The sequence below is a fragment of the Streptomyces sp. W16 genome, from assembly GCF_033194735.1.
Taxonomy (GTDB): domain Bacteria; phylum Actinomycetota; class Actinomycetes; order Streptomycetales; family Streptomycetaceae; genus Streptomyces.
This window is the reverse complement of record NZ_JAWOAI010000541.1, coordinates 1-6,281: the sequence shown is the minus strand read 5'-3', so window position 1 is coordinate 6,281 and position 6,281 is coordinate 1. Positions and strand designations below refer to the sequence as shown.

Annotated in this window: 4 protein-coding genes and 1 pseudogene; 1 reads left to right on the top strand and 4 read right to left on the bottom strand. The window is 71.4% G+C overall.

All coding sequences use genetic code 11. The features are described from left to right. A partial coding sequence (locus R6V09_RS43140; RefSeq protein WP_317886945.1) for an ROK family transcriptional regulator occupies window positions 1-864 on the bottom strand: 864 nt, incomplete at its 3' end. Window positions 865-926: 62 nt separating this feature from the next. On the opposite strand from R6V09_RS43140, the pseudogene R6V09_RS54780 reads away from it, so the two are divergent. After that, window positions 927-1,730: pseudogene (locus tag R6V09_RS54780) on the top strand (hypothetical protein); the annotation flags it as partial. Here R6V09_RS54780 and pepN read toward each other — a convergent pair. The 3 genes from pepN to R6V09_RS43120 all read right to left on the bottom strand — a co-directional run. Beyond that, window positions 1,688-3,952 carry an aminopeptidase N gene (gene pepN, locus R6V09_RS43130; protein ID WP_317886943.1) on the bottom strand — a complete coding sequence of 755 codons (2,265 nt, stop codon included), beginning with the start codon at window positions 3,950-3,952 and terminating at the stop codon, window positions 1,688-1,690. The pseudogene R6V09_RS54780 and the gene pepN overlap by 43 nt on opposite strands. Window positions 3,953-4,167: 215 nt before the next feature. Continuing rightward, window positions 4,168-4,884, bottom strand: a complete 717-nt coding sequence (locus R6V09_RS43125) for a GntR family transcriptional regulator (RefSeq protein WP_317886942.1) — start codon at window positions 4,882-4,884, stop codon at window positions 4,168-4,170. Window positions 4,885-5,008: 124 nt separating this feature from the next. Further along, window positions 5,009-6,281 (bottom strand): aldehyde dehydrogenase family protein (locus R6V09_RS43120; RefSeq protein WP_317886941.1); only part of this gene is annotated, 1,273 nt, incomplete at its 5' end.

Here is a 6,281-nt window from a genome sequence, read left to right as displayed (position 1 = left end):
CTCCAGCGGAAGCGGCAGATGCGCGTCCCTCGACGCCAACACCCCCTCCGCGCGGGCCCGTCCCACCAGGACCGCATCGCTCGCGACCGCCGAGAGGCAGGCGGTACCGCAGCACGCGCACGCCGTGTCCTCGACCCCGCTCACCGGGAGATGCTCGATGCCGCCGGCCGCCGCGCCGGGTCCGCGGTGCACGGAGCGGTCGACGACCAGGGCGGCGCCGAGGATGTTCCCGAAGAAGATGTACACGAAGTCGTCGACCTCGCGACCGGCCCCGAACCACAACTCGGCGCGGGCGGCGGCCCGTACGTTCTGGTCGAGCATCACGGGCCCCGGCAACCGGTCGTCCAGCAGGTCCAGCAGGCGTACGTCGGTCCAGCCCAGCGCGCTGTGCTCGACGACCGTGCCGGCGTCGCCGTCGACCCAGCCGCCGAGGCTGATGCCGGTGCCCAACAGGCGGCGCCCACCCAGCCGTTCGGCCAGGAAGTCCCGGGCGCCGGTCACGGCCTGCTCGGTGATCCGGCGCGGGTCGAGGTCGCCGTCGTGGTCGAGGACCCGCTGCGAGAGCACCGTGCCGTCGAGGGCGACCAGGCCGAGCGTGGTGCGCAGCAGCCCGATGTGGATGCCGAGGGCGACCGGTCCCCGTGGGTCGATGCGCACGGGGACGCGCGGCCGGCCCTGGGTGGGTTCTAGCGGGGCCTGCTCGCTCAGCAAGCCGGCGTCCACGAGGACGGCGGTGAGTTTGGTGACGCTGGGCGCCGACAGTCCCGTACGACGGGCGATGTCGGCGCGCGAGAGCGGGCCGTCGGCGACGACGGCGCGCAGGACGGCCGAGGCGTTGCCTCGGCGCATGCCTTCCGCTCTCATGGTTCACACTCCTTCTCCACGACTTAATTTCAGAAATTAAGTCAGAATGACGAAGTCGCGCAATGGCCGTTGCGGAAGATCTCGACAGATGGACAGGGCTCGACGCGGACGCAGGAGCGCGGCTGAATCACGATCTTTTAGTTGTCATGTACCGGAGAGGGAGTTTGGCAATGCCGGAGACGAACCTGCCCGAAGCCAGTCGTCCTGTAGGCCCGAGCAGACGCGCCGTTGTCGTGACAGCAGCCGCCGCCGGTCTGGCCGGGTCGCTCGCACTGCCGGGCACGGCCCTCGCCGACGACGGCAGCGCCGCGGTGCTGCGCTCCCCCGAGCTGGAGGTGGTGGTCGACACCACGTTCCCCGCGATCGTGTCGTACACCGATCGCGAGAGCGGTGCGGTGATCCATGGCCGCGCGGAACCCCTGACCTCCCTGCTGGTCAACGGGCAGGCGTACACCCCGCAGGTCACGGCCACGGTCGGCGCGGACCGGGTGGTGTACGAACTGACCGTGGCCGATGGGGTGTTGATCGGCGCGGAGATCGTGGTGGACGGCTGGACGGTGACCTTCCGGGTCACCTCGGTCACCGACACCGAGGCGTTGCGGGTGGGCACGCTGGAGATCCCCGGGCACAACCTCGTCAGCGTGCGCTCCGACCAGGACACCGCGACGGTGATGGCCGCGCGCGTCGGGCTGAACAAAGCCGTCACCGCCGACACGACGATCCGCGTCACCGCGTCCACACCGGCCGACACGAAACCGCTGGGCTGCGCGTACATCGTCGCGCACACCGCCGAGTTGGGCGTGGCGCTGGAGAACAACAGCGTCTACGACACGGTGTCCACCGCGGCCGACACCACCTGGGAGAACGGGCGTTTCTGGCGCCGGGCACGGCAACTGGCCGACGGCAGTGTCGAGTTGGGGGCGAGGACGTCGGTCTGCTCGGATTGCCAGAAGCCCTGGGCACGTGCCCTGAGGAGGGTGGCGGACTGGCCGTCGCTCTCGAACATGGCTTTCCAGGCCGCCTCCTTGGCCGCCGGGTCGGGCAGCGCGGCACGGCAACGGGCGGCGGACTCCTCGCCCGCCGAACTCCGGTCGCGGGCGGCCTCGTTCGCGATGTCGGCCTCGTCCGCGGCACCGAGCACACACCGGCGGAACAGGGCGTGCCAGCGCAGTTCGAGATCGTCTCCGGGGACCTTCGGGACGGGTTCGGCGCTGTCGACAAGGGTGCGCAGAGCTCCGAGGTGCAGGGCCTGCCGGGCGGGGTCGTCCAGGATCCCCCGGCATACGTCCGCGAGGGCGATCAGGGCGGCGGGGCGCAGTTCGGGCGCGAGGTAGCGGTCGGCGACCGGCCCGCGCGCGAAGGCCAGGACGCTGTCGACGACGGCGGCGTCCGTCTCGTTCGGCAGATGCCGGGTGACCAGGTCCAGGTAGTCGGCGGGCGGGAGTTCGGCGTCGCGGACCATGTCGCGGGCGGTGGTCCACAGCACGGCGCGGGTGAGCGGGTCGTCCAGGGTGGAGAGCGAGGCGGTGACGGCGGCCCAGGAGCGTTCGTCCAGACGGACCTTGGCGTAGGTGAGGTCACCGTCGTTGGGAACGAGAAGATCGGGGGCGCGGGAACCGGTGAGGTCAGGGACAAGGGCGTTGGATCCGGGCTCGGTCCAGATCCGCTCGCGCAGGACGAGCCGGCTGTTCGCGTCGTAGTCGTACAGGCCGAACGGGACGCGATGCGGTCGGCTGACCACAGACCGCTGCCCGCCGATCGTGTCCACGCCGGTCGTGCGCAGCCACGCCTCGCCCCACGCGTGGACGTCTCGGCCCGACGCGCGGGTCAGGGAGTCCAGGAGGTCGTCGAGGGTGGCGTTGCCGAAGCGGTGTCGGGTGAGGTGGTCGTTGACCCCGGCGAGGAACGGCTTCTCGCCCAGCCAGGTGGCGAGTTGACGCAGCGCCGCGGCGCCCTTGGCGTACGCGATGCCGTCGAAGTTGGCCAGTGCCCGGCCGGTGTCGGGTACGGCGTCCGGTGGCGGTGCCACGGGGTGGGTGGAGGCGCGCTGGTCGGCGTCGTAGCCCCAGGTCTTGCGGGTGACGGCGAACTCGGTCCAGGCGCCGGTCAGTTGGTAGGCCATGTGGTCGGCGAAGGACTCGTTCAGCCACAGGTCGTCCCACCATCGCATGGTGACCAGGTCGCCGAACCACATGTGCGCCAACTCGTGCGCGATGACCCGTGCCCTGTTCTGCCGCTCGGTGCCGCTCGCCGCGGACCGGAAGAGGAAGCCCTCGCGGAAGGCGACCAGGCCCGGGTTCTCCATCGCGCCGCTGGTGAACTCCGGGACGAAGACCTGGTCGTAGGAGTCGAAGGGGTACGGCTCGTCGAAGAGCTCGTGGTAGCGGTCGAACGCGTGGCATGTGATGTTCCACAGTTCGTCCGCGTCGGCGTCCAGGTACGGGGCGAGGCTGCGGCGGCAGTGCAGGCCGAAGGGCAGACCGGCGTGTTCCGTGCGCAGGGAGTGCCATGGCCCCGCGGCTAGTGCGAAGAGGTAGGTGCTGATCGGCGGGGTCGGGGCGATCCGCCACCGTCCCCGCCCTTCGGCGGCCGGGTCGCGTGTGCAGACGCCGTTGCCCAGAACGGTCCAGGAGGGCGGTGCGGCGATCGTCACCTCGAAGACGGACTTGAGGTCCGGCTGGTCGAAACACACGGTGATGCGCGGCAGTTGGTCCAAGAAGGACTGGCTGTGGACATACGTCTCGCCGTCGACCGGATCGGTGAAGCGGTGCAGGCCCTCACCCGTGCGCGAGTAGGCCATGTCCGCCTCGACGTAGAGCTCGTGCGGTCCCGCCGTGAAGCCGGTGAGCGAAATTCGGCCGTCGGCAAGCAGGGCCGGGTCGAGGGCGTGACCGTCGAGTGCCACCCGGTGCAGGACAGCGGGTTTCAGCTCGGCGAAGGTGTCGCCCGCGGTACGGGCGGTGAAACGGACGGTCGTCGCCGAGCGGAAGTGCGTCTCACCCCGGGTGAGGTCCAGGTCGACAACGTACCGCTCCACCTCGACCAGGCGTGCGCGGGTCTCGGCCTCGGCACGGGTCAGCGAGGGCATCCTTCTCCGTAACGTGTTGGGTGGACCGGAGGGGTGGTCCGGCGAAGCGGCCTCGGGGAAGTGGGGTGCGTTCCCGCGTCGTTCGGTGCGTGCTCTCGGCGTGCCGCGCGAAGGCCCTCGTACTGGACGTACTGGGGTTTTCGCGCGGTGCGGCGAGAGTGCGTGCCGGGCGGCGTGGGGGCGTGCCCCACTTCCCCGAGGCCGCTTGCGCCCGTTCAGTGGGCCCACAGGCCCCGGACATGGCCGAGGTGTCGGGTCATCACTTCGCGTACGGCGTCCTCGTCGCGGGCGAGGAGCAGGTCGAGGAGTTGGAGATGTTCCTCGGCGGACGACTTCAGCAGTCCTCGCTCGACCAGCGCGGTGAGCCCGTACAGCCGTGACCGCTTGCGCAGATCGCCGACGACCTCGACCAGATGCTCGTTGCCGGCCAGGGCGAGCAGGCCGAGGTGGAAGCGGCGGTCGGCCTCGACGTAGGCGATGAGGTCGCCGGCGGCGGCCGCGGTGACGATCTCCTCGGCGGCCGGGCGCAGGGCCTCCAGCGCCACGGGGTCGGCGGTGGCGGCGAGGCCCACGACGACGGGGATCTCGATCAGCGACCGGATGTGGGTGTACTCGTCGAGCTGACGCTCGGAGACGGCGGTGACCCGGAAGCCCTTGTTGGGCACCGTGTCGACCAGCCCCTCCTTGACGAGGTCGAGCATGGCCTCGCGTACCGGTGTGGCGGAGACTCCGAAGCGGGTGGCCAGCATCGGCGCTGAATAGATCTCGCCTGGGCTCAGTTCACCGGCGATGAGGGCGGCGCGAAGGGCGTCGGCCACCCGCTCGCGGTAACTGGGGCGCGCTCCGCCGAGGGTGGGCAGGGCGGGTCCGGCGCCGCCCGAGGAGACCTTGGGACCCTTGGCGGCCTTGTCCCCGTTGTGCTGAGCGGCCATGCGGTGGTCCTCCTGGACGGAATATGCGTCTCTGGGGTCGGGCGGAACGTGCGTCGCGGGGCCGCGCGGATCAGACACACCGTGCAGGATGCAATGTCACGTGCCACCAGTATTCATGGCTCCTTCACGCTGCGGAGAGCAGGGTGACCGTGCGGGTGCGGGTGTAGAAGTCCAGGGCCGCCTTGCCCTGCTCCCTCGGTCCGTGGCTGGACGCCTTCTCGCCGCCGAAGGGGAGGTGGAAGTCGACTCCGGTGGTGGGGGCGTTGACCTTGACGAGGCCGGTGTCGAGGCGGTCGGCGCAGCGCAGGGCGGCGTCCAGGTCGGCGGTGTACACGGAGGCCGCCAGGCCATGGGCGACCGCGTTGGCGCGGGCGATGGCCGTATCCAGGTCCGGGGCGGAACTGAACGCGGCGATCGGCCCGAAGACCTCCTCGGTGGCGAGGAGACGTCCGTCGGGCAACTCGTCGACCAGGGTCGGCCGCACGTACCAGCCGGGCTCGCCGACCGGCGCTGTCCCGCCGGTGAGAACGCGACCGCCGGAGCGGGCCGCGGAGAGTACGGCGTCCCGGGCCTGCTCGGAGATCAGCGGGCCGCAGGCGGTTCCGGGCAGGGACGGGTCACCGAAGGCGAGGGCTTCCAGGGCGGCCACCAGGGCGTCCCGCAGCGGTGCGGAGTCGCCGACGGCGATGACCCGTTTGGTCGCGGTGCACTTCTGCCCGGCGTATCCGGCGATCGCGACGGCGAGTTGCGCGGCGGTGGCCCCGATGTCGGCGTCGGGCAGCACGATGGCCGCGTTCTGCCCGCCCATCTCTGCCTGTACGGGCGTGCCGAGCGCGGTCGCGGCCTGAACAACCGCCCGGCCTACGGAAGTTGAGCCGGTGAAGGAGACGACGTCCGCGCTGTCGACGAGCGCGCCGCCCTCCGCCGCCCCGCCCGGGACGACGGTGAAGACATCTCGGGGCAGTACCTCGTCGAGGAGTTCACCGAGCCGCAGCGCACAGGCCGTGGCCGGTTCGGCGGGCTTGAGGACGACGCAGTTGCCGGTGGCGAGGGCGGGTGCGGCCTTCCACACCGGGATGGCCAGCGGGAAGTTCCACGGTGTGATCAGCCCGGCCACACCGTAGGGCGCACGCCGGGTGAACAACAGCCCGGCGCCGGCGGCCGGTTCGTGGACGGAGCCGACGGGGTCGTACGGCTGCTGCGCGTAGTACCGCAGGATCGCGACCGTACGGGCCACCTCGCCCCGCGCCTCGGTGATCGGCTTGCCGACCTCGCGTGAGACGAGGCTCGCGAGTTCGTCGCCCGCCGCCGCCACCCGGTCGGCGGCCGTGTGCAGCGCGGCGGCCCGGCGGCCGGCGCCGCCCTCCGCCCAGGAGCGGGCGGCGGTACGGGCCCGG